At 58.2% G+C, this 23879-nt stretch carries 26 protein-coding genes; 10 read left to right on the top strand and 16 right to left on the bottom strand.

The genetic code is table 11. The features are described 5' to 3' along the window. Positions 1-3: 3 nt before the first annotated feature. The 4 genes from HALAL_RS0101525 (at position 4) to HALAL_RS0101510 (ending at position 2838) form a co-directional block, all read left to right on the top strand. Complete coding sequence (locus HALAL_RS0101525; protein ID WP_025272311.1) at positions 4-279, top strand: YbaB/EbfC family nucleoid-associated protein; 276 nt, start codon at positions 4-6, stop codon at positions 277-279. A gap of 21 nt (positions 280-300) precedes the next feature. After that, a complete protein-coding gene (locus tag HALAL_RS0101520; RefSeq protein ID WP_025272310.1) occupies positions 301-699 on the top strand; it encodes a YbaB/EbfC family nucleoid-associated protein in 399 nt (132 codons plus the stop codon). 190 nt (positions 700-889) lie between these two features. Beyond that, positions 890-1216: a hypothetical protein gene (locus HALAL_RS0101515; RefSeq protein ID WP_025272309.1), complete on the top strand. Its 327-nt coding sequence runs from the start codon at positions 890-892 to the stop codon at positions 1214-1216. Positions 1217-1245: 29 nt separating this feature from the next. Then, positions 1246-2838 carry a hypothetical protein gene (locus tag HALAL_RS0101510; RefSeq protein ID WP_025272308.1) on the top strand — a complete coding sequence of 531 codons (1593 nt, stop codon included), beginning with the start codon at positions 1246-1248 and terminating at the stop codon, positions 2836-2838. A 235-nt stretch (positions 2839-3073) separates the two neighbouring features. On the opposite strand, the gene HALAL_RS0101505 is transcribed toward HALAL_RS0101510, so the two are convergent. From HALAL_RS0101505 to HALAL_RS0101495, 3 genes are read right to left on the bottom strand one after another with little or no spacing between them, the layout of a single operon-like run. Further along, positions 3074-3391, bottom strand: a complete 318-nt coding sequence (locus HALAL_RS0101505; protein WP_025272307.1) for a hypothetical protein — start codon at positions 3389-3391, stop codon at positions 3074-3076. Beyond that, complete coding sequence (locus HALAL_RS0101500; protein ID WP_025272306.1) at positions 3366-4073, bottom strand: hypothetical protein; 708 nt, start codon at positions 4071-4073, stop codon at positions 3366-3368. Before HALAL_RS0101500 ends, HALAL_RS0101505 begins: the two co-directional genes overlap by 26 nt. Positions 4074-4079: 6 nt before the next feature. Next, positions 4080-4358, bottom strand: a complete 279-nt coding sequence (locus HALAL_RS0101495; RefSeq protein WP_035534302.1) for a hypothetical protein — start codon at positions 4356-4358, stop codon at positions 4080-4082. Between the two features lie 913 nt (positions 4359-5271). On the opposite strand from HALAL_RS0101495, the gene HALAL_RS0101490 reads away from it, so the two are divergent. Continuing rightward, complete coding sequence (locus HALAL_RS0101490) at positions 5272-5772, top strand: hypothetical protein (protein ID WP_025272304.1); 501 nt, start codon at positions 5272-5274, stop codon at positions 5770-5772. A gap of 210 nt (positions 5773-5982) precedes the next feature. Next, on the top strand, positions 5983-7152 hold the full coding sequence (locus HALAL_RS18390) for a hypothetical protein (protein WP_035534301.1): 1170 nt from the start codon (positions 5983-5985) through the stop codon (positions 7150-7152). A gap of 139 nt (positions 7153-7291) precedes the next feature. Here HALAL_RS18390 and HALAL_RS0101480 read toward each other — a convergent pair whose 3' ends face one another. Together HALAL_RS0101480 and HALAL_RS0101475 are read right to left on the bottom strand one after the other, a co-directional pair. Further along, entirely contained in the window at positions 7292-8560 is a 1269-nt protein-coding gene (locus HALAL_RS0101480) for a S8 family serine peptidase (RefSeq protein ID WP_025272301.1), read from the bottom strand. A gap of 209 nt (positions 8561-8769) precedes the next feature. Further along, the gene (locus HALAL_RS0101475; RefSeq protein WP_025272300.1) at positions 8770-10062 is read right to left on the bottom strand and encodes a S8 family peptidase; all 1293 of its coding nucleotides are present in this window, start codon (positions 10060-10062) and stop codon (positions 8770-8772) included. Positions 10063-10525: 463 nt separating this feature from the next. On the opposite strand from HALAL_RS0101475, the gene HALAL_RS0101470 reads away from it, so the two are divergent. Together HALAL_RS0101470 and HALAL_RS0101465 are read left to right on the top strand one after the other, a co-directional pair. Beyond that, a complete protein-coding gene (locus HALAL_RS0101470) occupies positions 10526-11347 on the top strand; it encodes a hypothetical protein (protein WP_025272299.1) in 822 nt (273 codons plus the stop codon). Positions 11348-11532: 185 nt separating this feature from the next. Beyond that, a complete protein-coding gene (locus HALAL_RS0101465; protein ID WP_025272298.1) occupies positions 11533-12351 on the top strand; it encodes a hypothetical protein in 819 nt (272 codons plus the stop codon). 35 nt (positions 12352-12386) lie between these two features. Here HALAL_RS0101465 and HALAL_RS0101460 read toward each other — a convergent pair whose 3' ends face one another. Both HALAL_RS0101460 and HALAL_RS19015 read right to left on the bottom strand, forming a co-directional pair. Next, a complete protein-coding gene (locus HALAL_RS0101460) occupies positions 12387-13268 on the bottom strand; it encodes a hypothetical protein (protein WP_025272297.1) in 882 nt (293 codons plus the stop codon). Positions 13269-13330: 62 nt separating this feature from the next. Further along, positions 13331-13762 (bottom strand): (deoxy)nucleoside triphosphate pyrophosphohydrolase, encoded by a 432-nt coding sequence (locus HALAL_RS19015; RefSeq protein WP_025272296.1) that lies wholly within the window; start codon positions 13760-13762, stop codon positions 13331-13333. A 123-nt stretch (positions 13763-13885) separates the two neighbouring features. On the opposite strand from HALAL_RS19015, the gene HALAL_RS19010 reads away from it, so the two are divergent. After that, a complete protein-coding gene (locus tag HALAL_RS19010) occupies positions 13886-14242 on the top strand; it encodes a hypothetical protein (protein WP_025272295.1) in 357 nt (118 codons plus the stop codon). A gap of 25 nt (positions 14243-14267) precedes the next feature. On the opposite strand, the gene HALAL_RS17220 is transcribed toward HALAL_RS19010, so the two are convergent. The 9 genes from HALAL_RS17220 to HALAL_RS0101405 form a co-directional block, all read right to left on the bottom strand. Next, positions 14268-15731 (bottom strand): plasmid pRiA4b ORF-3 family protein, encoded by a 1464-nt coding sequence (locus tag HALAL_RS17220; RefSeq protein ID WP_025272294.1) that lies wholly within the window; start codon positions 15729-15731, stop codon positions 14268-14270. Positions 15732-16045: 314 nt separating this feature from the next. Continuing rightward, positions 16046-17467 (bottom strand): sodium/solute symporter, encoded by a 1422-nt coding sequence (locus tag HALAL_RS0101440; protein ID WP_051462663.1) that lies wholly within the window; start codon positions 17465-17467, stop codon positions 16046-16048. Beyond that, a complete protein-coding gene (locus HALAL_RS0101435; RefSeq protein WP_025272292.1) occupies positions 17454-17783 on the bottom strand; it encodes a hypothetical protein in 330 nt (109 codons plus the stop codon). The genes HALAL_RS0101440 and HALAL_RS0101435 overlap by 14 nt, the downstream gene beginning before the upstream one ends. Next, on the bottom strand, positions 17780-18493 hold the full coding sequence (locus tag HALAL_RS0101430) for a LytR/AlgR family response regulator transcription factor (protein WP_211240409.1): 714 nt from the start codon (positions 18491-18493) through the stop codon (positions 17780-17782). Before HALAL_RS0101430 ends, HALAL_RS0101435 begins: the two co-directional genes overlap by 4 nt. Before the next feature lie 22 nt (positions 18494-18515). Next, complete coding sequence (locus tag HALAL_RS16385) at positions 18516-19565, bottom strand: sensor histidine kinase (protein ID WP_211240408.1); 1050 nt, start codon at positions 19563-19565, stop codon at positions 18516-18518. A 156-nt stretch (positions 19566-19721) separates the two neighbouring features. Then, the gene (locus HALAL_RS0101420; protein WP_025272289.1) at positions 19722-20483 is read right to left on the bottom strand and encodes an ABC transporter permease; all 762 of its coding nucleotides are present in this window, start codon (positions 20481-20483) and stop codon (positions 19722-19724) included. Continuing rightward, complete coding sequence (locus HALAL_RS0101415; protein WP_025272288.1) at positions 20480-21289, bottom strand: ABC transporter ATP-binding protein; 810 nt, start codon at positions 21287-21289, stop codon at positions 20480-20482. Before HALAL_RS0101415 ends, HALAL_RS0101420 begins: the two co-directional genes overlap by 4 nt. 15 nt (positions 21290-21304) lie before the next feature. Then, a complete protein-coding gene (locus HALAL_RS0101410; protein ID WP_029767180.1) occupies positions 21305-21646 on the bottom strand; it encodes a DUF1048 domain-containing protein in 342 nt (113 codons plus the stop codon). Between the two features lie 2 nt (positions 21647-21648). Then, the gene (locus tag HALAL_RS0101405) at positions 21649-21978 is read right to left on the bottom strand and encodes a helix-turn-helix transcriptional regulator (RefSeq protein ID WP_025272286.1); all 330 of its coding nucleotides are present in this window, start codon (positions 21976-21978) and stop codon (positions 21649-21651) included. A 347-nt stretch (positions 21979-22325) separates the two neighbouring features. Between HALAL_RS0101405 and HALAL_RS0101400 the strand changes: the two genes are divergently transcribed. Beyond that, on the top strand, positions 22326-23759 hold the full coding sequence (locus HALAL_RS0101400; RefSeq protein WP_025272285.1) for a hypothetical protein: 1434 nt from the start codon (positions 22326-22328) through the stop codon (positions 23757-23759). Positions 23760-23879: the final 120 nt, after the last annotated feature.

The raw sequence follows: 23879 nt of genomic DNA, 5'->3' as shown, positions 1-23879 counted from the left end.
CAGATGGATATAAATGAAGAAATGCGAGAAAAGGCGCAAAGGATCGAGGAGGTGACAAAGGATCTAACCAGCGACGTCACCTCCAACGACGGAAGCATCCAGGTGCGGGTGACCCCGGGAGGCGGTGTGCAGGATATCCAATTGTCCCCCAGCGCTTTGAACATGAATGAATCGGCTTTGGGTGAGCACCTCCTTTCGCTCATCCACTACGGATTCGAAAAGGTCAACGCTGAGGCGAACGAAAAGATGCGGTCGATCATGACTGAGGGCGACCAATAGCGGCGGAGGAGGAGATTCAAGGTGCGTTTCGATAAAAACCTTGATGTCGAAGGGCTGAGCGAGAAGCTCGACGAAATGAGACGAGAAGCCCACGAAATGATGGAGGGCTTCGACAACCTAGCAGCGGACCTGAATGAATGTTCGCTGTCGATAACGAGTGACAACGGCATGGTGACGGTGTCGATCGACGGAGGGGGAGACATTACCGAACTTCGGTTGGCACGCGGTGCCACTCGGCTTCGCGGGAATCTCGGCCCACTGATCGTTCGAACAATACAGGAAGCACAGGCCGCTTTCGCCACTAAGATGACCGAAACGATGGACGCCTCCATCCCCGGAGTGGACATGGGAAAACTGACGGGGCAGTTCACGACCCCCGAAATGCGCGAGCGAGTCCGGGGCCACCTCGAACAACCCTGAGCGGAACGGCGCCGCAACTATCGAAATGCGACAGCCGCTACCGGCGCACCGGTGCAGTAGCGTTTCACACTATCCCACAATGGAATCGCGTAGTGATTGCACTACACGATTAAAATGAATAAAGACAGGATTCAGGCGACTACGCCACAACATTTTAGATAGTTTACCTGTACATTAAGGAGCCACCATAGTGGTTGATTTCAACCCCGACGATATCGACGATTTCCGCGCTCGCATCGATATCCATCTCAAACAAGCCGAAAGCGCGCAGGACGTCCTCGTGGACAAGATCCGGACCATGGAGTTTCCCATCGGCACCTTCCCAGAGGCCGAACAATTCCGGGAACACTACCTGGACCGCTATGACGATTACAAGGACCGCCTAGCCCGGTACGTCCTGGCCCTGGAAACCATGGACTCCGCCCTCAAAAAGATGGTCGAAAACTGGGAAGAAAACGACAAGGCCATGTCCGAAAACTTCCAGGACTTCGACAGCGAGTTCTACGGAAGCCGTTAACCCCAGCCCCACGAGCCCAAAGGACGACAATGAACGATCAACAGCCCGAATACGAAGGTGACGGCGTCGAAGAGCAACACGTCGAACGCCAAAGCGACGGATCCGACTTCCTAGGACAAGGCGTTGCGGTAGGCGACCTCCGGCAGCAACTGGTAACCAGCGCCGACCTCACTCAAGTCAAAGAAGTGGCCGACGAATGGGGTCGTCTCGCCGAAGAGTTCGACGGAATCTCCGACGACCTCTTCCAGGACATGAAGAGCACCATCGACGCTTGGGAAGGCGACGACGCCGAAGAAGTCCGCACCAGAGTGGAAGCGATCAAGAACTTCGGAAACGAACTCCACAAAGGAATCGTGCATTCCGAGGAGATCATCAACTACGTTCACGACAATCTCAAAGAAGCCCATAACCACGCCCTCTACCCCGACGACTTCCCCGACGGCGGCGGAGACGACATGTGTCAAGTACCGTTCTCGACCACCGGACCTGGTTCCCGGTCGTTGAGCGAATGGGAAGAACAGCGGTTCTGGGTCCACCAAACCGATCCGCAATGCGAAGTCGGCGAAGTCGTTGCTCGACAAATGGGATACCGCGACGGCGGTGAGTTCGGCGGTCGCTTTGACGGCGCTTTCAGTGACCCATGTCTATGTTTCGGGGACTGCAAAGCCTTCTCGGAATGGAACGAAAACGAACGCTACCAGGCCGAACGCAACCAGATGGGCGAAGCCGTAGCGCTCGCCGCCGACACCTTCAGCAATGCACAGCAGGCCTGGATCGAACCGGTCCAACCACCCGAAGCGATGCCCACCGAGGAAACCCTCGACCCCGGCGCGAACGACTCCGGACCCAGCGGCCCCGGCGGGCCAGGAGGACCCGGACCCGGTGGACCCGGCGGCCCAGGAGGCGGCGGTTCCGGTAGTGGAGGCGGCGGGGGCGGCGGAGGCACCCAGCCCGAGCCATACGAACCGGAAACTCCCGAAGACCCCGAGATCAAAGAAATCGACGGCAAGGACGAAAACGCCGACATCAACGATGAAGAGGGCGAACCGACAAAGATCTACCTGCCCGACGGCTTCGAAGACTTCCGAGACGGCGAAATCGCGTTCCTGAAAGACGAAAACGGCGACAAAGTCCTGCATCCCTACGCCGCCGTCGATATTTCGCCGGAGGACTGGGAACAGATGGCCGAAGAGATCCCAGACGAAATGTGGGCAACGTGGGCAGAGGAAAAACCGGGCGACATACCGCGTGAACTCTCACAGTTCGCCCCCGACAACCTCATGAATCAATTCCCCGCCAACGACCCCGAGAAAGTACCGCAGAAGGATGAACACGGGCACCCGATACCGCGCGGCGTCAACATACCTCAAGAGGCACAAACCCACATGACCCGCGATATGGGCCATGCGATTACCAACTATGACAAGGAGACCGGCCAACAGAGATGGATCGACACTCACGGCGTGGATCCCGAAGCAGCATCGAAAGTCGGAAAGGAAGTCGACAGCGGAGACCATGACCGCAGCCTGATGGGTGAAGTCCAGCCCGAACCACAGCGGGCCGGCGGTGGTCTGGGACCCAAACCACCGGAATGGGATGAAGACGACCTGGACGACGTCTAGCGAATCGGTTCTATAGCCACAACATCCGAATCGAGATTCAGAACCTGTTGAGGCACTTCAAGACCCCGCTGATACCGCCACGTCCCCCCTGAATATAAACCGGCGGTATCAGCGGTCTTGTGTTTCCAATGCCGCAAACTATGCGACACCGCAATCTTGATTGACGGCCGCAACCGACGAGACTGGAAGCGTCCCGACCTGTCGAGTCGGCTGCGGCCATCGTATTGGTTGATTGTCAATCGTCGTCGGTGCTGAGATACGGCCTGATCGACCACGCGATACGGTCGCTCAACTCCGGCAACCACGTCTCATTGTGTCGAGCCCGCAGGTAAAGCCGCTCGTTGTACAACACCACCGTTGGACGGGTCCAAACATGGCAGTAGGCGATCGCGACCGGCGCGCGCTCGCAGCGCTGCTGTTCGGCTTCCTTCCGTTGCGGTGGGAGAAGGTAGGCTGTCTTGGCCGACAAGTCGAGGCAGATTCTCCAGTCGTCGCCGTCGTGTCGCAAGGTACCGATATCGAGCGCTTCAGACGGTAGATAGTTGATCGGCATACTGAACTGCCTCCTTTCTCGGATCGGCGAATCGGGTGGGATAGGGGCGGTCATGGAAGATGTTTTCGACGGTCGCTCGAAGTCGTTGATCGAGCCAGTATTGGTCGAGTGTTCCGTTTCCGATCAGGCTGTGGCGAGCCGGATCGTCGCTCCATTCGATGTGGTCGCAACACCGGGCGTTCCATGCGATGGACCCCAATGTCATTTCAGCGCCACCCGGTTCGACCGCGACGATTTGGGCGGACTTGATCGTGGTCTGGCGTAGTTCGATCGTTCGGGCGAGGAAACCGACGCGCGCTATCACCGGTCCCGTCGCAGGTTGTTGCCCCGCCCAACACGTCCGGCGCGGATGATAGAGCGTGCGTTGTTGTGGTGCGATCCTTTCCCAGCCACGGCCAAGCGATTGGCCATTGTTCCGGCGATGCTTGTTCGGAAGAACGATGACGTCTTCGAGGAATGCCGGAATCTTCGTGGACGAATCGTCCTCTGTGCCCACGGCGTTCTGTGCGCGGCGCTTTGAAGTGCGACGATGACGGCGCGTTTTCTCACGGCTTTCGCTGTGGTGAGGCGAGTTTTCGGCTGCGCTATCTGGTGCGGCCTCCAAGTAGGTAAGGCGAAGGAACAGAAAAAGTACTGTAACGATGTTGGCGAGAACTATGATTTCAACGTATTGATCGATCATGTTGTCCTACCGCCCCATCGTGTTCTGGTCCGTCGCGACGTCGGTGGAGTGGTCGCGGCCGGGACTGTCGATACGGTCGTGTACTCCGAGGGCATGGCCGAGAATCCAGCTGTCCATGCCGGTCGGGATCGTCCAGCCCGGCATGGGTTGAATCGAAGCGGCGCTGCAGTGGATCGCGGCGGCGGTGCGGCCATTGATCTCTACCCAGAGGGTGTCGTGTCCGGACTTGCGGATGATGTCAACGCTATGGCCATTGAAAGTGAGCGATTTCAGCACTGTGGGCATGATTCATGCTCCGTTCTCCCTGTTTGTGGACAGGGGGTATGGAAGATGGTGGTTCGGTGGTTCAAGGAGATGGAGTGACCAGGCGCGTTAGGTAAGCGCAGCCGTGACGCGGCTGGTGGTGATGGATGCTGGAATTAAGCAGCGCGATCTACTAAGATGAGAAAACACAAAGCACTCCTTTCGAGGTGTTGTTTTTGTTGGGGTGGCTCGCCAGAACATTGTTTGATCGCTATGGCTGGCGAGCCACTACTGCAACTGAACTGGATGCCCAATTGAAGTCCCGGACGAACATCGGGATCGCCCAGCAATCGACAGTGTCACTCAGGCATCACTGAAAGTCAACAAGCAACACGCCGGGATTTGCGGTTCTTATAGTCGGGAATTTGACTCTTTGATATACCGAATGTTCACCAAAACATCCGATGATGTTATCGCCCAATGAGATGCATTTCTCAATACGTAATGCAAGATCTTAACGTCGTTATGCCGGTCAGGCAAAGCTTATTAGAGATACGCACTCTGCTTGACCATTTATCAACGGCCGCAAGGGATCATGAAACCCCAGCGCACAGTGTGGTTTGATGCACTGCTCACGCCGATGATGAATCGCTCGTTCCCTGAAGCATGGCCGTCGGAAGGACGCGGGAGTGTCTGCGTACAAGTTTACGGTGGTGGCAGCGGCTTTCAGGGGCACGGTATATTGAGTAACGTGAGGCGGAAGCAATCCGCTAGGTTTCAGGTCAAGTTGGCACAACTACGGGATACCCGCTGTGGTGCACATTGGGTATCCTATGGATGGGAGCCAACAAAATCCCGTTGGCTGTGCCCAGCGTGCCCTAACTGAAACCTATCCCCAATACGAACTGTGTCATAGGTAGGACCAGACAACCAAAAACACCTAGAGGTAGAGAGCATGACGACACCAGACGACGGAGCCAACAACAGCGACGGCAACGGCAACTCTGATGAAGTTCAGTTTGACGAAGAGACTGCAGAAGAATTCGAAAAGAAGACTGAGAAGGTTTCAGAGGACCTAAAAGCAGAGATCGACCGTTACGGTACTGGCGAGATCTCAGTTTTTAGACCTGACATGTATGGAGGTCGAGATGTCCTAGGGCCTGGCTCGTTCCAGGACGGTCAAGGTGATGACATCCCAGTAGGCGACTTTGACGATGCTGAGAACCTAAAGAAGGTCTACTACGAAGACATGTATATGGCTTGGGGCGACCAAGCTATGCGAATTAAACATGCCTACGATATCGCATTGCAAGCAGTTAAAGATATTAAAGATCGATATCGCGAAACTGAGGATGCCAACGACTGGAGGATTCAGCAAATTGCGGCTGAAGCTGATACTGACTTCAGGGAAGCAGCACGTGATACATCATGGCGCACTGGTGATGACCCTAAATAGCGGCGACTAAGCAGATTCTCCCCCGGTAACTTTGAGAAACGAAAGGTGACTGCGATACCTATGGCGTCTAGTGGAGATGTGCAAGGTTATGGACTCGCGCATTACAAACAGAAGACTCATGAAGATCTCTGGGATACGTTGAACAGAGGAAAATCGGATCACGTACGAAGTGCAAGTTCCCTCTATACGCGCCTGGCTAGTGGTATAGGGATGTCCAAAGACGAATTTGACTCTCAGATGGAAGAGCTCATGGGCATTTGGAAGGGAGAGGCGGCAGACTCGTTCAAGGAACAGATGCGGGTTTTGCTAGAGCATTGTGCGAAACAAGAGGAAGAGCTTGAGCGCAAAGTTGCAAGCGATGTAGAGGCAATTGCGGATGTCTTGGATGAGGCGCTTGAAGATTCGGATATCGAAGGTAAATACGGCGAGTTTAACCTTAGCCCGAGCTATAACCTTACGCTTGAAGAGTATAAGGAGGAATATCTTCGAGAAAAGGGCCTTTGGCAAGATCCCAATGGAGGGCTAGATCCTGATAAACTTCAACGTGCTCAAGAGCTAGAGCCGGAGATTCAAGCCGAATACGAGAATTATAAAGAGGACAGGAAAGAACAACTGGCGACAGTTGTTTCGAACCTGGGGGATCAGTATGCTCGTCTAGCATCAGAAATTACTGAAGGTAAGCCACCCACAAACCCAGAGATTCCAGGCTCAGACTCTTATTCAGAGTCCCCAAATTCATTTAGGAATGGTAGGGAAGAACCTACTTTTAAGGAGACACCACCACGTAGTGGCGGTAGCGGCGGAGGCGGTGGCTCCACCGGTGGTGACTATGGTGGAACCACGTATGATTCGCCACCGAGCAATGACGATGAATTTGCTGGATGGGATGCAACTAACTCCTCCCTTTCTGGGGCTTCAGGTGAGGGCGATTACGACCATGACGGTGGTCTAGCTGGTGCGCCTCCTAGTACTGGTCCTGGAATGGGTACACCAGGACCCGGTGGAGGCAGTTCCACGATTACTCCTGGTAGCGGTGGCCCTGGGGGTGGCCCGATGGCTGGAGGTGGCGGCTCCGGCGGTGGCGGAGGCCGTGCTGGAGGAGGATCCGGCGGCGGTGGCCGTGCCGGTGGTGCTGGAATGCAGAACTCCCGAGCTGGTGCAGGTCAAGGAAATATGCGTCCAGGCGGGCCTGGGCAAGGAATGCGTGCAGGGGGGCCTGCTGGTCAAGGTTCCAACATGCGTGGAGGCGGCGGCGCGGGCGGAGGTGCTCGTAATGCCCAAGCACTTGCAGGAGACGAAGAAGCTGGTCGTGAGACGTGGCTGGTTGAGGATGATTTCCAGTGGGTTGATAAAAGAGATGACGAAGAACTAGATGATTAACAGCTCAACCCATAGACTCTGTATACAGTTCCGCTGGGTCTAAAAGAGAACATGGTGTCTATTGGGAATTGTCTCGATTGCAATGCCCCAGTAGACACCATGTTATTGAGTGAGCTACGTCCGCAAGGGATTCCTGAAATTACATTTGTTTTGGTTTTGCTCTGTTGCGGAGTATCAGCCAGGTGATGATTGCGGCGATCACTATGAGGCTTGCAGCCGCTATGAGGAGTATGGCGAGGGTATTGGAATCTTCGCTGTCAGATGCGTTGTCGATTGCGGGCTCGTCAGTTACACTTTCGTCTCCAGGAGCGGTGTCGCTGTCATCGTCTGAATTATTGCTTGCTCCGGGTTCGCCGAGTGGGTTCTGGTCGACGGTGTTTAGGTTGTTGGCGTTGATGGCGGCGTTGGCGTCGATGATTCCGTACCCGAGTTCGTTATCGTGCCCGTCTATGCCATTACTGGCCGTATGGATGAGACGGTTGATTGCGTTATTAGCATCTATTTCGGAATCAGAGCCCATGATAAGTGCAAGTGATCCTGCTGCTGCGGGGCTTGCGAGGGAAGTACCTCGACAGCTTTCCCATTCGTCTTCGGGTTCGTTTCCTTCGTTATACCAGTCGCTATCACTTTCAGCATCAGCGTGCCCAATCGGGCAACGCTGTTCATCTCCAGGAGCTGCAACTGTGACCTCTGGCCCCGTTGTGGACGACTCCCAGAGCGTGTTTTCAGAGTTCGATCCACTAACTGTGATGACACCTTCGAATGCGGCTGGAAGGTAAACTTGGTTTTCTGGGTCGTTTCCAGCACCTGCGACTACGGCGACATCATTGTTCATTGCGTACTGCAACGCATCTCTAACAAGTTCTTCTTCATCGTCGCTTGCGCTTGAAATGAAGAAAGAGAAATTCAGTATATCGGCACCCTGGTCGACTGCCCACCGAATTCCCTCTGCTACAGCGCGCCAGTTTCCGACGTTCAACCCAGTGTCACCTTCGCTGTGAACTACAACGGGTAGAATTGTTGCCTCAGGTGCGACATTGAGTGCTGCGGCCGATACTTGGGTACCATGGCTGCTCGCGGGGCTATAAGCACTGCCACTATCTGTGAGAAAGTCTTCACCATCTTTTACGTCTTTGTCGTCAAAGTATGGGTGTTCCATGATCCCTGAATCTAGGATCGCGATGGTAATGTCTTCGCCCTTGGATTTTTCCCAAGCCTCTTCGGCGTTAATCTGATCAAGAATCCACTGGTTGGCTTGTTCGTAGTCGTCTGCGTATACGGTGCTGGGGGAAAGCGCGAGGCTGGTGGTTATGCTAAGTGCACTGGCGGCGATCCCAGTTGCGAACTGTTTGATCCAGCGTCTTAGTGAACCCGGTTTTACGTCGTGTGTGTCGTGGCGTGAGTGCATGGGATTTGTCCTTCGTTTTCCGCGATTCGGTCGTATCGCTGTTGTCACTTGGCTATCGAATCGGCTGCTTCTAACATACCGGATTCGCGCATACGCAAGTGCACCTCGTGTAGCCATGAATTAGGTGCCCTCCTAGCAGTGAAGGCTATTTCCAGGAAGTGATAGTTAGATACATGCGTCAGGGCGGTTCACTCCCTATCGAATTATGTTTAGCTTCGTTCCGCTCGGTTGCGGAGCATTAGCCAGGTGATGCTCGCGGCGATGAGGATGAGGCTTGCGGCGGCTATGAGGAGGAATGCTAGGGTATTGGATTCTTCATTGTTAGATGCATTTTCATCGGCGGAGTTATCTGACGCGCCGCCGTCTCCCGTATTGGTGTCGCTTTCGTCGTCAGAGCTATAACTCGTTCCGGGACCGCCGAGGGGGTAGCCGAGTGGGTTTTGGTCGACGGTGTCGAGGTTATCGGCCTCGATGGCGTCATTGGCGTCGATGATTCCGTAGCCGAGTTCGTTGTCGTGTCCGTTGTAGCCGTTGCTTGAAGTGTGTATGAGACGGTTGATTGCGTTATTGGCGTCGACATCGGAATTTGACGCCAATATCAGTGCAAGAGCGCCTGCAACTGCAGGGCTGGCTAGTGAGGTCCCTCGACAGTCTTCCCACTTATCCTCTGCTACGTTGCCCTCGTTGTACCAGTCGTCTTCGCTTTCGCCTTCTACACCAGAATCAACATGCTGCCCTACGGGGCAGCGTTGTTCGTCTGCTGGAGCAGCGACCGTTGTCTCTGGGCCTGTGCTTGCAGATACCCATAGTTCGTTGTTAGGGTTCGAACCTGTTACAGTTACGACTCCTTCATACGCGGCGGGGAAAAGTACGGGCCCATCAGGATCATTTCCTGATCCTCCTACCACAATTACGTTATTATCCATTGCATATTGCAGAGCCTTCCGCATCAGATCCTCGTTTTTACCGTTCTGACCCGGAATACCAAAAGAGAAATTGATAATATCGGCGCCTTCGTCTACTGCCCACCGAATGCCCTCGGCTACTAGTGGCCAAGCACCGAAATTTGGGCCTATATCACTCTCGCTGTGAACGGCTACAGGAAGCACAGTAATCTCTGGTGCAACGTGAAGCGCGGCAGTGGCTACTTGAGTTCCGTGAAATGCAGCTGCGTTGGACGCCTGTTCTTCGTCGGTAAAAAGGTCTTTTCCATCGCGAATGTCCTTGTCGTCAAAGTACGGGTGCGGCATTATCCCGGAGTCTAGAACCGCGACGGTGATACCTTCACCTTTGGAATGCTCCCAGGCCTGTTCGGCGTTGATCTGGTCGAGTATCCATTGATTGGCCAGTTCGTGGTTTTCGGCCATCGCGGTAGCGGGGGAGAAGGTGATGGTCGTGATGACAGCGAGCGCGCTCGCCATCAGTCCCACGACGAACCGCTGGATCTGACTCCACAACGATTTCGATATTCCTACGTCCACGTCTTGCTGTGTCTGCTGCATGGGGTTGTCCTTCTTGCTGGGGATCGCTTCGATTTGCGTTCGTGGTCTGAGCCGGTGTCGGTCATGCCTCTATGAGCCTTCGCTGCGGCCTATCGGACGTGTCGCCTGCGGCCCTGGGGGATTGAGTTATTGCCTCGTCGCTGTCAATATACGTTACAGTCGCTAACGGTATTGGTCGGTGACGCTACAGTCTGTGGCGCAGGTGGTCCTGTGTATTGCCTTGTGTCAGAAACCCGTCAATCTCTCGAGTCCGGCATTACCGGGCACTTCCTGCGGTGATGCTTTCCGAACTGCCGGTTGGGTTTTCCTTCACGTATTGTAAGGTGTTGGTGGCTCGCGTTCTTTCGTTGGCATGCGCTAGAATTCAACGATTCGATACTTCTTCAGATGCGACCTATCGCCCACGGGCGGTGTGAGATGACAGCGACGAATCCAAACAACAGACGCGGTTAGGTTGTTTTCTATGCACGACGGTGAGGAGCGGTCGGCGGGTGACTTGCTGACCTTGGAACGCTTGCGGCAACTTCGCCATCACTACACGCGCTATCGCAATGCGATGGAAAGTCGCCTGGAATTGATGGAACAGCGTCTTCGGCGGCGAGCGAAGGACATCAAGCAGATGTACCAAATGGCTCCCGAACTGTTCCACTACAACCAATTCGTGGTGACAAGAGCCGAGGACGACGCCCATAAGGTCCGGATGCGTCGAACCCGGTTCCGTTTCACCATCTCTCGCCTGTTCGACGGCTTCGACTTCGCCGAAAAGCAGTTCAACGGCGGCGATGTCGAGCTGGCCACGCGGGTCGTCGCTCGCCGGATGGGGCAGGTCCGCAAAGACGACAGTCAGATCCATTCCCCACGTAAGCCGCCGCAAGAGGGTTTCGAGGTCTCGAAGCGAGCCGAGGAGAAGTTCGACCGCGACTGGGTCAACCGTTGGCGCAAACTGGCGACGCGTCGCCGCAACGACGCCACACGCCTCGTCTATGACGCCGAATACCGCGAGCGCTGCGCTCAGGCGCACCCGGCGAACTGGACCGACGCCAAGCTCCCGGAGGATTGGAACGAGAGGTTCCCGCAGCGTTTGATGGAGTTGGAGCGTCGCAATCGCGTCTTGGTCGACATTTACGACACCGCGCTGACGGCCCTCGACGCCGTGGAACGGCATTTGGACGAGGGTGACCGCAAGAAGGCGTTTGTGACGGCCGTAATGATTCCCGACATGTGTACTTTCGCCAACCGTCGAGCCGAGGCGGCGCTCGATGACCGTTGGGATATTGATCATTGAGAAACAACCGTGTGTCGCTTTGGATGTCGATGCTGGTTAACGCGGTAGGCAGCGTGTCACGGTGACTTGGCGATGCCATACGATGGTGTCGTGCGGTTTGATGTTCCTTGAGGCCCTTGAGAATGTCACCAGAGAATTGAATACCTGTGTACTTGTGGTCGATCGTGTGGTGAGGTTGTACTTGAATGGGTGATGGGAATGAGCGTCGCCCGCGTGAAATGTTGACGTTTGAGCGTTTGCAGCAGCTCAAACTCGAATACACGCGGTACCGTATTTCCGCTGAGAAAAGTCTTTCCATGGTTCGTGACCAGGCGGATCGGAAGGCGACGGATTTGCGGTCGTTGCAGGAGCTCGCGCCGGAATTGTTCTGGAATTTCGACCACAAGTTGAAGAGCGTCCGGAATGCCTCGTTCGAGGTGGAGGCCCAGGTACAGAACCTCATTCAATGTCTCAATGATCTGTCGAGTTGTTTCGAACGCGCCGCTTTGGTGATGGATGCCGGTGAAGTCGATTATGCGACCGTCATCGTTGCCAATGGAATCAAGAAAGTGCGTCATGCCGAATCGGCGTTGCGTTTGAAGTCCGAGGAAACCGATGACCGTGGCGAACCGTCTCCGAAAACCAAATTGCAGTTCAATTCGGCGTGGGCGGCCAAATATCGGCAGAAAATCGAATCGCATCTGGAATTCGCCCATCGCATCGCGAATGATGCGTCCGCCCGAGACGAGAACGCCGACGCCGTGTTCGCTCGTTTCCCGCATTTGAATCGCCCGAAGGGTTGGGCGTCGACGCAGCAAGGTGCGCTTGAACTGCGTCGACTCAATGACAGCTTGATGGCGACGTACTCGACGGCGCATTTGGCCGTCCGAACGTTGGAAGAGCGGATCGCCGCCGAGGACGGTGAAGGCATCCAGTTCGCCGGCACGCTGGTTTTCGATCTGTGTGCCAATGCCCACGTGCAGGCCGAAGCCGCGCTGGGTGATCGCTGGGACGTGGAGTCCTAAACCCCTGTCACAACCCCCCGTGGAAGGTCCTGCCGTTACCCCTCGTAGAACGGGCATTCCGGGGGACGTTCGGTGAGAACGTGGTTTCCGTGGCCTGCTTCCATTGACAGGAGTTCCACCTGGGAGAGGCGGTAGGCCAGCATCCCGATGAAGCTCGACTGGACGGTCGCCTGCACTTCCTCCTCGACCGAGTTGTATGGAACGTCGAGTTCGACTTGACGGTGTTCCATGCTGGTCTCCACCGCGCTGGTGAGGTAGAAACCGGCGCGTCCGCGTGTCAGGTCTTCAACCGACACGGGAATCTCCTCGCCTTCCAGGAAGGTCCCCGCTCGCATTTGTTCGGCGACTTCGTCGACGTTGTCGTTTTCGATCGGGACGATGTCGAGGATTTCACCGCAGAAGTCCTCATCGAGTGCGAGGAAGAAACCGTGACGTACCTTGCCGCGTTGAAAGATAGTGAAAAGCCAGGTCAACCCGGAGTCGTCGGTGTGGGCGTAGATGGTCTGCACCGGCTCGATTTTCTGGGTGAGCTCTGTGCCCCATGCGGGGTACTCGACGCCGCTTTTACGGAGGTTCTTGACGGCTTTTTTGGCCGCGTAGCGCAGGTTGCGGTTCTCGGACTGTTCGAGGATCAGCAACGCCAACAGTGAAGCGGCGTGCCCGTGGTTTTCAAGGTGGCCGACCAGACGTTGCGCGACCGACTCGTTCCGAACGACGTCCAGGTTCTCCACCGGCATCATCTCGGTCAACAGGAGGGATTCGGCGAGGAGGGGAGAGGGCTCGTCGGCGACGGCGTCGAAGAACTCGGTGTTCAAGCCTTCGAGGATTTCCTCGAACTCCTCCATCTCGATGGGGTCGAGGTTCTCGGCCTGGGTCTGTCGTGAACTCTGGCGCGGGAGACGTTTCTTAAAAGCCACGCGACCATCGTCTCACGGCCGTCGGGTCGATAAAGCGGGGACGGCGAGCGTGTTGACTGTGATTACGCCCCTGGATGTGTTGGGGCGACGGCGTGGTGCTTCAGCACGTCGGGAAGCAGTTTGACCGCCTGCGCGTTGGCGGGAAGCCAGTCGACGTCGTCGACCGAATCGGCGTCGAGCCAGCGCAACTGCAGATGTTCCAAGGGGGTGGGCTTGTCGCCGTCGTGCAGGGTGCATTCGAAGACACGCACGGTGAATCGTCCGTCGTCGGAGAGGAGATCGGGGCCGATCCGGTCGCCGACGACGACGCCGACACCCAGTTCTTCCTCGCATTCGCGCACCAGGGCGTCGAGTTCGGTCTCGCCCACTTCGACCTTTCCTCCGGGAAATTCCCAGCCTCCACGGAGGGCCGGAGGTTCACTGCGTTGGGCCGCCAAGACCCGGCCGCGGTCGACAATGGCGGCTGCTACGACGACGGTTCTGTTATCAGGCACTCGACCAGTGTAACCGGAATAGGTGTCCAAGCGCGAGTTGCGCGATGACGGTGAGGTGAACCCGGAACGAACCCGATGACGTACGGGAGTTGTCAAGTGGCGGTAGGAAAGTAAGATACGTATATGAGTAAACGGCTGACTGTGAGGGAAGTCGTCCGAGTGCGCGATATGATCAGTGATCAAATGGTGCGTCTGCGCGACATCGGACGGGATTACGACAAGCTGAAAGAGAAGGTCAATACCAGCGAGACCTATCAGATGGCCAGCATGGAGCAGCTCCAGCGGACGATCGAACGGGCGACGGGGCTGGCCGGACATCAATTGGACAATGAGACCGAACGGCTGGAGACGCTGCACATCAGCCTCGGAAAAGTCCTCGACCTCATCAATGAAGGCAGGCAGGACGAGGCCGAAGACCTGGCCCGGTTCAACATGGAAATGATCGAGACCCCCTACCCGCCGCCGATCGAAAAGGGCTAAGACCGCTCGACGTGACGGTGCCGCGTCAATCGAATTGAGAGCGAATGCGGTCATTGACCTCCTCAAGGGAAAACTCCGCCGGGTCGAAGTCATCGGCTCGTTCGTCCCCCAGCGCCTCGCGGAGCCGAGCGACGATCTCGGCGTTGTCCGGTGACTTCGGGTGTTTCCACGCTGATACCACGTCTCTCCAGGTATGAACACCGCCCGACCCTTCCAGCGGGCTCATTCCGTGCCCGTCGGAACAACACGGGTACTCGACGTCGCCGGAGGGCTTGTGCACCTTCTCCACACGAATGTGGTGTTCCCAGTCGTCGGCGAAGTCGTAGACGTAGGTGAAGTCGTCGCCGGTCTGATTCACCAGGTTCGCCACCGTCACGGCGTTCTCGTCGCGGGCGAACTCCAAACGGTAGCGAGGATCGCAGAACTCCCCGCTGATGGAGTGGAAGACGTGTTTACGCTCGCCGCTCCAGTCGAAAGCCGCCAAGAGGAGACGATGCAGCTCGGCCAAGGTCGTGTCCCCGCGTACCTGGAGACGCCGCCACACCGGCGGTTTCGTTCCCGCCAGTTCCACGTTGACCTGGAAGATCTTTTCCAGGAGGCTCTCGTCCTCCAAGGTGATGTCGCCGTAGTTGGGGGTGTGCAACGGACGCGGTGCTCCACCGAACTCCGGTGGTTGGTCCACGTGCGCGCCATGCGATTCGACGATGGTCAACATGCGGGTCTTGACGAGACGGTTGGTGAGAAGACCGATGAGGGAAATCAACTCGTGCAGCTCCAGCTCCGCGTCCTCCGAGCCGGGGTCGGCGAACGCTCCCTCTTCGGAGTGCGCCGCCATGGTGTCCAGAGCCGAACTGAGGTAGAACGCCGCGTCGTCGCGGTCGATCTCGGTAACGTCCAACGGCGGGTTGTTCTCGAGAAAATCACCGGTCAGGAAGGTCCGCCGCATTTCCTCGGCTCGGTCACCGCTGAACGGCACGACCTCGGCGATCTCACCGCAGTTGAGGCGATCGATCTCCAAGAGGAACGCCTCCAGGTTGTCGCCGTGGCGAAACACCGACAGTATCCACTCCTCGTCGGCGTCGGCGGAGCTGACACCGCGATAGGTCGCCACGTGCTCCACGTGCTGCGACACCGTGTCCACCCACGAGGGAGCCGAGACGTCCTGCTCGGCCATACGTTCGGCGCTGCGGGCGGCCTCCGTCTTGATTCCGGCGTGGTCCTCGGCGGCCAAGGTACGCAGCAGAGCCAAGGTCCCCGGATGCGGACGCGACTCCAAGTGCCGCATCAAATGCTCGATGACGTAAGGCGAATCGAACGCGTCGCTCGAGACGATCGACGATGCCACACTCTGCGCGGTGGCCTCGCGATACAGCCGTTCGCTCTCGGAGGCGAGAAACTCGAACAGTTCGGTGTCCAGCAGCTCAAGCGTCTCGTCGACTTCCACTCGTTGCCGTACGTTGAGATTTCCCAATAGATCCTGGTGCTGCATGTCAACTCCGCCCATCGTGCTGTTTGCGATTGATTCTGGCATAAACGAGCTGCGACAACAGCCAACAACACACGATTTCAGCCGATGATCGTCCCACCCCGCCATGCGGCGGAATCGATCCGATCACCGCGCTCGCTCACCACATCGGCGTCCCTTTAGCCTCGCCATCCATAGCGCTCCTGTCGTGACACAGCTCGGTCCAAGGGGAGAGGAGACGGGCGGCAGGCCGACGGTGAGGGCATGGGCACTGCCAGAACCCTCGGATTTCCATTCTACGTCCCATCGATGAAAGACGATAGAGGTCGACGCCGTCGTCAACGGCTCAATTCGCGAGGTAGATGCAGAAACAGCACCGCTTCACAGGCATTGACCGGCGGTCGCGTGCAGCGCGACAGCACCAGCATCACGGCGAACACGCTCGGAACCAGCCACAGCGCCGGATAAGCGACCGTCACCGGCACGTCCCACACCACCGTCGCCGCCGCACAACCCAAGGTGAGAAGCCCACCGACGGCCATTCCCGACGCGGCCGCCGACACCGTCAGGCCGCGCCACCAAATCCCCAACACCAGCAGAGGACAGAAACTCGACGCCGCCAAAGTAAACGACCAACCCACCAGAATATTGATGTCCACCGTCGCGGTGGGAACGGCCAGAACAACCGCCACCGCACTACCGGCCACCACGCCCAGCCGCAACCGCCGCAACGACACGGCGAACAGGTCATGCGTCACCGAACTGGCCAAAGCCACCAATAGACCCGACGACGTCGACAGAAACGCCGCGAACGCCCCCGCCGCCACCACGGCCAGAACAATCCCCGACGGATCCAGCCGTTCGGCTACCCGCAACACCGCCAAATCCGGCTCCGACGCGGTAGGCACGAACAGCCGCGACAGGAACCCGTACACCGCCGGGAACAGATAGAAAACCCCCAGCAGCACGATCACTCCGACGGCCGTGCGGCGTGCCGTCCGCGCCCCAGGGGACGTATGAAACCGCATGATCACATGCGGCAGACCCACCGCACCCACCGTCGTGGCCACCAGAATCGACAGCGTCGCCCACAACGACGGTCCCGTCCCGGCGACACTGATCAACAAATCCGGCTCCCGCGCCAAATCCGGACGCGGCCGAGGCGACGCCGACCACCACAAATACACACCCGGGACGGCAATGAACGCCAACTTCACCAGATAATGAAACGCCTGCACGTACGTGGCCGAACGAATCCCACCCCACACGACCGTGCCCGCGACGACGCACCCCGACGCCACCACACCCACCGCATACGGCAAACCCGACACCGCCTGCAACACCACACCGGCGGCCTTGAACTGCGGCACCAGATACAGCAACACGATCACCGCGCCCACCACGCCACAGAACCGCCGCAACACCACCGAACGCAGCCGAAACTCCGCGAAATCCGGAACCGTATACGCCCCCGAACGCCGCATCGGACCCGCCGTCAACTGCGCGATCAACACGTACCCGGCGGTAAAACCCACCGCGTACCACATCGCCCCGATCCCCGTCTGCCACACCATCCCGGCCAGACCCAACGCCGACGCCGCCGAAATGTACTCCCCGGCGATGGCCGTAGCATTCCATCCCGGAACGATCCGCCGCGACGCAATCAAAAAATCCGGCTTCGTCGTCGACGTGCGGACGGCGAACAAACCCAGCAACAAACTGGCCGCCACCACCGCCGCGATAACACTAAGAGCCGCCACGACGATCGATATCCTCCGCCAACGCCACACCCCGCGCACTCAACAGCAACAACACCGGATACGGCACCACCAGCAACAACGCGAAACTCCACGGCGCGGGCACCACCGACGTCCCCGCCACCAACACACCCAACAACAGCGCGAGACAAGCCGCCACCCGAAACGCCAAACGACGCTGCGCCCGCATCAGACGCAACGCCCGCCCACGATCCGGCACATCCGGATAAATCAACGGCATCCGCGCACGATTGTCACGCCGACCCCCACGCCGCAGCGCCAACCGCGTCTGCGGACTCATCACCCGAGTACGCGTCACGACTGACCCTCCTGGACGACCTCCATCAGCCGCGAACGCAACGTCCGCGCATGACGGCGACTCACCGGAACCTTCCCCACGTCGGTGATGGCCATCAACCCCGACTGCGTCGACGCGTGCAGCTGGGTGACCTGATGCAGATTCACCAGATACGACCGGTGCGTACGCAGAAAACCGGCGTTCGACCAGGCTCGCTCCAACTCGCTCAACGTCTGCCGCAACAAATGCGACCCCGACTCGATGAACAGCCGCACGTAATCGCCGTGAGCGCGCACAAAACGCACCTCCTCACGCCGCAAAAACACCGTCCGACCCGCCAACTCCACCTCGATCGTGGCCACCTCGTCGGCGGCCCGCGACTGCGCACCGCGCGCCACAATCCGCTCCACCGCCTGCGCCAAACGCTCCGGACGACACGGTTTCAACAAATAATCCACCGCACCCAGACCAAACGCGTCCACCGCATACAAGTCATAGGCCGTAACGAACACGATCGCGGGAGGAGACTCCAAACGCGCCAACACCCGCGCCAAATCCATGCCACTCACACCCGGCAACGCCACATCCAAAAACACCGCGTCAAACCGGCCCGAAGCGATCAGACGCACCGCCGCGTCCCCCGTCGCCGCCTCGGACACCTCACACGACGGAGCAACCTTCTTCAACTGCACCAACAAATCCCGCCGCGTCGCGGACTCGTCCTCAACCACCAGACAACGCAAACGCCCCACCCTAGACACCGACCGACCACTCCGCAGCCTCAAAACCACGCGGAAAACGAGGCAGACGCACCGTCGCCTTCACACCCTCACCCACGGCCGTCTCCACCACCAAACCGAACTCCGGACCGTACGTCGACCGCAAACGCTCATCCACATTCGCCAAACCAATACCCCGGCCCGCTTCGGGACCGTCGGCCAAAATCCGCTCCGCGGCCACAGGATCCATCCCGACGCCGTCGTCCTCCACCTCAACACAACACACCGGCCCCTGCCCCAGACCACGCACCACCACCGTGCCCGGAACCGAACCGGATTCCAGGCCATGGCGAATCGCGTTCTCCACCAACGGTTGCACCACCAAGAACGGAATCGGGACCGGAAGAATATCGGGCTCCAACTGCAACTGGAAGTCGAGGCGCTCGCCGAATCGGGCCTGCTGTAGTTCGACGTACATTTCCACCGCTTCCAGCTCCTCGCCGATGGTGGCGAGGTTTCCCTTGGCGGCGAAGGAGTAGCGCAGATAGTCGCTGAAGGAGGTGAGGAGGTCGCGGGCCCGTTCGGGGTCGGTGGGGATGTTGCCGATGATGGTCGACAGGGTGTTGTGGAGGAAATGCGGGGAGATTTCGGCGCGTAGAGTGCGGAGGTTGGCCGCCGCAATGGTGTGGCGGGCGCGGGCGAGTTCCAGATGGTCCAGTCGAGTGGCGACCAGGTCGGCGGCGGCCACCACGCTGGTGGTGGTGACCGGTCCCCGGGCGATGACGCACCCCAGGAGCGCGTCATTGTGGACGATGGGGGCGGCGCAATGCGATTCGTGGGTCACGGGGGAGAGCTCGCTCAAGCACCGGTGGCGTAGACGATCGACGACGTCGACGGGAATGTCGCCCCAGAGGCCCTGGAGTTGTGTGTAGTCGGTGAGGGCGAGAGCGTCGGCCTGCAGCGAGCGCCCGAGGAAGCGGGCCGCGCTGTCGTTGAGTCCGTGGGCGAGTGCCGAGTTGAGTTGCTGGAGAAGTTTCCACAGCTGGGGTACCTGCCGGGAGTGTTGAAACTTCTTCGTAAACACGGCTTGATTGTAATTCATGGCACAGACGTCGCTCGCCCCGAGGGCGGAGGCGGAACCCTGGAGGCGAACGACGAATTCGGGCTAGGGGCCGAGTCGGGAGGCGAAGGAGAGTTCAGGTCGAGCCTGGCATCGCATTCGGACGCTGAACCTCCCGAATCAAGAGATCCTGCGGCGGTAGGCGGCCACGGCGAAGACGTAGGCGACGGCCGGGATTCCCACGCACCAGGCGACGGCGACCCATGCGTCGTTGCCGACCGGCTGCTGTGCGAACAGATTCCGGATCGCATTGACAATGGACGTCACCGGTTGGTGTTCGGCGAACGCGCGCACCGGTCCGGGCATGGTGTCGGTGGGTACGAACGCCGAGCTGACGAACGGTAGGAAAATGAGCGGGTAGGAGAACGCCGTCGCGCCGTCGGTTGACTTCGCCGACAGTCCGGCGATCACGGCGATCCAGGTCAACGCCAGAGTGAACAGAACCAGCATGCCGCCCACGGCAAGCCACGCGGTGACGCCCGCCCCGGAGCGGAAGCCCATGAGCAGGGCGACGAGCACGACGAGTGCCACCGAGATCAGATTGGCCAGCAGTGACGTCAACACGTGTGCCCACAGGACGGCGGACCGTGCGATGGGCATCGACTGGAAGCGCTCGAAGATCCCTCCTTGTAGGTCGGTGTAGAGCCGGAATGCGGTGTAGGCAATGCCGGAGGCGACCGTGATGAGCAGAATTCCCGGCAACAGATAGTCCACGTAGGACTCTGAACCGGTCTCGATCGCACCGCCGAAGACGTACACGAACAGTAGGAGGAAGGCGATCGGCATGACAGCGGTGGTGATGACGGTGTCCATACTGCGGGTAATGTGACGCAGCGACCGTCCCAAAAGGACTGCAGTATCACTGAAGAAGTGCTTGGTCACGGTAACTCCTTACGGTTCGCGTCGTCCTGGCGATCCCGGTTGGGTTCACCGACCAGGGACAGGAAGACGTCTTCCAAACTCGGCTGCTTTTCGACGTATTCGACCTGTGCGGGAGGCAGCAAACGCTTGAGTTCGGCGAGAGTGCCGTCGACGATGACGCGGCCTTCGTGGAGGATCGCGATGCGGTCGGCGAGGTGTTCGGCCTCATCGAGGTATTGAGTGGTCAACAGGACCGTCGTGCCTTGCTCGGCGAGCTGCTTGACCGCCTCCCAGACCTCGATACGCGACTGCGGGTCGAGTCCGGTGGTCGGTTCGTCGAGAAAGATGACCGGCGGACTGCCGATCAGGCTCATGGCGATGTCCAGCCGACGGCGCATGCCGCCCGAATAGGTCGCCACCGTTCGCCCGCCCGCGTCGGTGAGACCAAAGCGCTCAAGCAGGTCGTCGGCGATGGAACGCGGGTTGTCGAGATGGCGCAACCTGGCCACCATGATGAGGTTTTCCCGCCCGGTCAAGACCTCATCGACGGCCGCGAACTGCCCGGTCAGGCTGACGGCCTCACGAACCTCGGCCGCTTGGTCGGCGACGTCGAGGCCGTTGACGGTGGCCGTCCCCGCGTCGGCGGTCAGAAGTGTCGACAGGATCTTCACCGCCGTCGTCTTACCGGCCCCGTTCGAACCGAGCAGCGCGAAGATGCTGCCACGCGCCACGTCGAAGTCGACTCCACGCAGCACGGCGAGGTCCTTATACGATTTCTCCAAACCCCGCACACGGATGGCGGGGCGATCGGACTGTCGAGTCGTCATTGATTCCCTGCTTTCCTAGGACCGATCGCCCGCAGCGCGGTCGATGGTCGTGATCAGTCGATCCCTTTCGCGCTTGATCCACTGCCCCTCCGGGTAGTTCTGCAAAAACGTCTCGGTGAACTCCACGGGATCGTCGCCCACGATCTCGCGTAGTGGAAGCTGATCCGCCGCGCTTTCCTCAAAGAGCCCGGCGAGATCTTCCAACATCACCACCACGCTGTCGCCCTGCCCGGGGCCGAAAATCAGCAGATAACGTTCCAATGCCTCGATCGAGGACCGGTAGTTCTCGGGGAGTTCCTTGATGCGCGCCTTGTACTTGCGGTAGCGCTTCTTCTGTTCGATCCATTTAGCGGCCATGATTAGTTCCTTTCGTCGCAGAGCCGTTCAATTCGTTCTGCGAGGAAGTTCCAGTTTGTCCAGAACTCGTCGAGGTATTGCTGTCCTTGCTCGTTGAGCGAGTACACCTTGCGCGGTGGCCCCTTTTCGGAGGGAACCTTCTCCACATCCACCAGATCTTTTTTCTCGATCCTGACCAGCAGCGCGTAGACGGTGCCTTCGGCGGTGTCGGTAAAGCCCTGGTCGCGCAACCGAGCCGTGATCTCGTAGCCGTACGCGGAACCTCCGGCAAGGGTTGCGAGGACGATGCCCTCCAACGTGCCCTTGAGCATCGCGGTCATCTGCCTACCCACGGACCACCTCCTATAGGTACTTAGCATTACTATCTACTAGTACATAGTATCACTGACTAGTGGTCTGTCAATCGACAGTGACGCACACCTCTATCGGGGCTTCGATGGGTGCGCTCGTGGATAGACGGCCTGCAAACACGGGCTCCTATTGAGCACCGACTCCAGCCGCACAAGAGAAGGACATTGCGGTGCGTCGGGATTGTGGGCCTTCAACGGCCGAACAACCACCTACCAAGTTCGTTGGATACAACAAGGAATTGACCGTTCGACATCATTGCGTACCCTGGAGAAGAACCGTGCCTCCATTGAACCTCAAACCTTCGGGGAAAGTGGTGTGAACTGACCGAATGACACGAACGAAGACCTCAACGGGACGAATACGGGACCACTTGGGCCTGACCGCAAAACTGGTGGGCACGCTGGTGATTTCGGTGGTGGCAACCGTAGGCGTCTTCCTTTCACCGTTCTCCATAGGAGACGAACCCGATCGCGACGATCGATGGAACGAAGTGATGAACCCCGAAAACACCTGGGTCTACGGAGGCGACCCCTATGCTATGAACGGCCCCGACTTCTATGAAGACTCGCTGGCCCCAAGCAACGAATGTCTCCTGAACGAACGACTCTGCATACGACTCGGGCAAAAACTGGTTGACCTGGAAGAAGCGCTGGAATCCGGTAACCAAAACACCTGGGAGTCGGTCTTTCACGGAGACACGGAATCAGAGGAGTTCACGTTGTACAGCAGGGTTTTCGCTAACCTCACCAGATTCCAACCTGCGTACTCGAAACTCTATCTCGACGACCTACAGCCAACCTATTCTTCATTGCCGCGATACAAAGGAACACTGCACGTCGAAATCTGCATCGGATCACGACCGTGCCCGAAAACGCAAGCCGAATTCGACACCGAATGGGTCATCAGTGACAAAGACATTGCTCTCACGACCTTCGACAACGCCGAGCAGACCGAAGAATCGCCCCTACGCCCAACTCCCTGGGAAGAATCGAATCTCAACGTCGCATTCCAACACGGCGCCATGGTCGCAGCCGACCGAGAATCCCAATTCGAACCGTCCGAATACAGCGGCGTCGTCGATGACACAGTTGAACGGATACGCCAGCACGCGTTCCAAAACACCGGGCCGGCAAAAATGATCTACCTCGCCGACACGAACACCTTTAACTCCTGGTATACGGGCGGATGGAAAACCACCGAAGACGAAAAGGCGTTCATCGTCCCCTCCTACGCAGAGCGCCCCAGCGGTGACGGAGGTCGTACTGATATCTGGTCCGTCGTCGTCAACGTCGAAGCCATCACCGACGCCAGTGAAATGATACGCATCCTCAGTCACCAGATGACCCACGCTACCTTCCTGAAGGGAAAACACTTCGACCTAAACGATTGGCCAGACTTCATCCCCAGCAACAGGACATGGCTATACGAAGGGCTCGCAGAAAACGTCATCCACGGTTCTAGGTTCCTCCACGAACCACAAATCACCCGACGATACGTCGACGGAAACGACATCACCGAGGGAGTGGAATTCGAACTAAACCACGCGCCAGGGGCGAACGACGGGGTTCGGGGTGTGTCGCAACTGGCGGTTTATTACCTCAAAGAGGTGTTCGATGATTCTTTCCGGGGCTTTTATGAGGCTGTCATTGTGGACGACGTCAGTGTAGACGATGCGGCTGAGGAACATTTCGGTCTCGGCGAGACGGAGATGTGGGTGGAGGTCGCCGTCTATCTTGACCGGCAGGTGTTCTCTTTACTGTGATGTCTCCGCGCCAGTCAATTTGCACGGTAGGTCAGGGCTTAGAATATCGGAATGCCATGGAAAGTAGCCGGGAAGCAAGTGGTCTCCATTCTACCGGAGTTCAGGGTAGTCCAAGGACCG

The sequence above is a fragment of the Haloglycomyces albus DSM 45210 genome, from assembly GCF_000527155.1.
GTDB classification, from domain to species: domain Bacteria; phylum Actinomycetota; class Actinomycetes; order Mycobacteriales; family Micromonosporaceae; genus Haloglycomyces; species Haloglycomyces albus.
The sequence above is the reverse complement of the archived record's forward strand: the minus strand, read 5'-3'. Positions and strand labels throughout refer to the sequence as shown.

What these genes read in the sequence shown, in the direction of transcription:
- HALAL_RS18390 (WP_035534301.1), top strand. Translation starts at nt 5,983, where the DNA reads ATGTCCAAAGACGAATTTGACTCTCAGATGGAAGAGCTCATGGGCATT.
- HALAL_RS0101465 (WP_025272298.1), top strand. Translation starts at nt 11,533, where the DNA reads ATGGGTGATGGGAATGAGCGTCGCCCGCGTGAAATGTTGACGTTTGAG.
- HALAL_RS0101490 (WP_025272304.1), top strand. Translation starts at nt 5,272, where the DNA reads ATGACGACACCAGACGACGGAGCCAACAACAGCGACGGCAACGGCAAC.
- HALAL_RS0101505 (WP_025272307.1), bottom strand. Translation starts at nt 3,391, where the DNA reads ATGCCGATCAACTATCTACCGTCTGAAGCGCTCGATATCGGTACCTTG.
- HALAL_RS0101415 (WP_025272288.1), bottom strand. Translation starts at nt 21,289, where the DNA reads ATGACGACTCGACAGTCCGATCGCCCCGCCATCCGTGTGCGGGGTTTG.
- HALAL_RS0101475 (WP_025272300.1), bottom strand. Translation starts at nt 10,062, where the DNA reads ATGCAGCAGACACAGCAAGACGTGGACGTAGGAATATCGAAATCGTTG.
- HALAL_RS0101495 (WP_035534302.1), bottom strand. Translation starts at nt 4,358, where the DNA reads ATGCCCACAGTGCTGAAATCGCTCACTTTCAATGGCCATAGCGTTGAC.
- HALAL_RS0101525 (WP_025272311.1), top strand. Translation starts at nt 4, where the DNA reads ATGGATATAAATGAAGAAATGCGAGAAAAGGCGCAAAGGATCGAGGAG.
- HALAL_RS0101400 (WP_025272285.1), top strand. Translation starts at nt 22,326, where the DNA reads ATGACACGAACGAAGACCTCAACGGGACGAATACGGGACCACTTGGGC.
- HALAL_RS19010 (WP_025272295.1), top strand. Translation starts at nt 13,886, where the DNA reads ATGAGTAAACGGCTGACTGTGAGGGAAGTCGTCCGAGTGCGCGATATG.
- HALAL_RS0101500 (WP_025272306.1), bottom strand. Translation starts at nt 4,073, where the DNA reads ATGATCGATCAATACGTTGAAATCATAGTTCTCGCCAACATCGTTACA.
- HALAL_RS0101410 (WP_029767180.1), bottom strand. Translation starts at nt 21,646, where the DNA reads ATGGCCGCTAAATGGATCGAACAGAAGAAGCGCTACCGCAAGTACAAG.
- HALAL_RS17220 (WP_025272294.1), bottom strand. Translation starts at nt 15,731, where the DNA reads ATGCAGCACCAGGATCTATTGGGAAATCTCAACGTACGGCAACGAGTG.
- HALAL_RS0101510 (WP_025272308.1), top strand. Translation starts at nt 1,246, where the DNA reads ATGAACGATCAACAGCCCGAATACGAAGGTGACGGCGTCGAAGAGCAA.
- HALAL_RS0101480 (WP_025272301.1), bottom strand. Translation starts at nt 8,560, where the DNA reads ATGCACTCACGCCACGACACACACGACGTAAAACCGGGTTCACTAAGA.
- HALAL_RS0101470 (WP_025272299.1), top strand. Translation starts at nt 10,526, where the DNA reads ATGCACGACGGTGAGGAGCGGTCGGCGGGTGACTTGCTGACCTTGGAA.